Source organism: Vibrio sp. 1401 (assembly GCF_033340295.1).
Genome location: NZ_JAWOWF010000911.1, coordinates 1 through 500, shown reverse-complemented (window position 1 = coordinate 500; position 500 = coordinate 1). Strand labels below are relative to the sequence as shown.

Below are 500 nucleotides of genomic sequence, written 5' to 3'. Positions count from 1 at the left end.
GTTCTCAATACGAGCCTTAGATTTTTCGCCCCTCTCTTGCTCATACATGGCAAACAAGCCAGAGTACTTGATCACATGGTCTGTTTGCTCGTGCAACGGCATCTCTAACGTGTCGTCTTCGAGTGCGGTAATAAGTTCGATAAAGCGACCTAATGCCCCAGCCGCTCGACCCGCGAGCACTTGTTCATCCAACATCGCAACGCTGGCTTCCCACATCGTGCAACCACGATCACGCGCCGCACGGCGAATGGTTTCTAGTGTCTTGTCACCTAAACCACGAGTTGGCGTATTCACCACACGTTCAAATGCAGCATCGTCATTACGGTTGGCCATCAAACGCATGTAGGCCAGTGCGTCTTTGATTTCCTGACGCTCGAAGAATCGCATACCACCATAAATGCGGTATGGTAGACCAGCTTGAATCAACGCTTCTTCCAGTACACGAGACTGGGCGTTGTTGCGGTACAGCATTGCTGCGTCATTCAACGCTCCACCTTTGT

1 protein-coding gene is annotated in these 500 nt (G+C 51.2%); it reads right to left on the bottom strand.

Annotation, left to right across the window (positions count from 1 at the left end; all coding sequences use genetic code 11):
- On the bottom strand, positions 1-500 hold a 500-nt coding region (locus tag R7Z77_RS28850; protein ID WP_318137500.1), incomplete at both ends, for a 3'-5' exonuclease.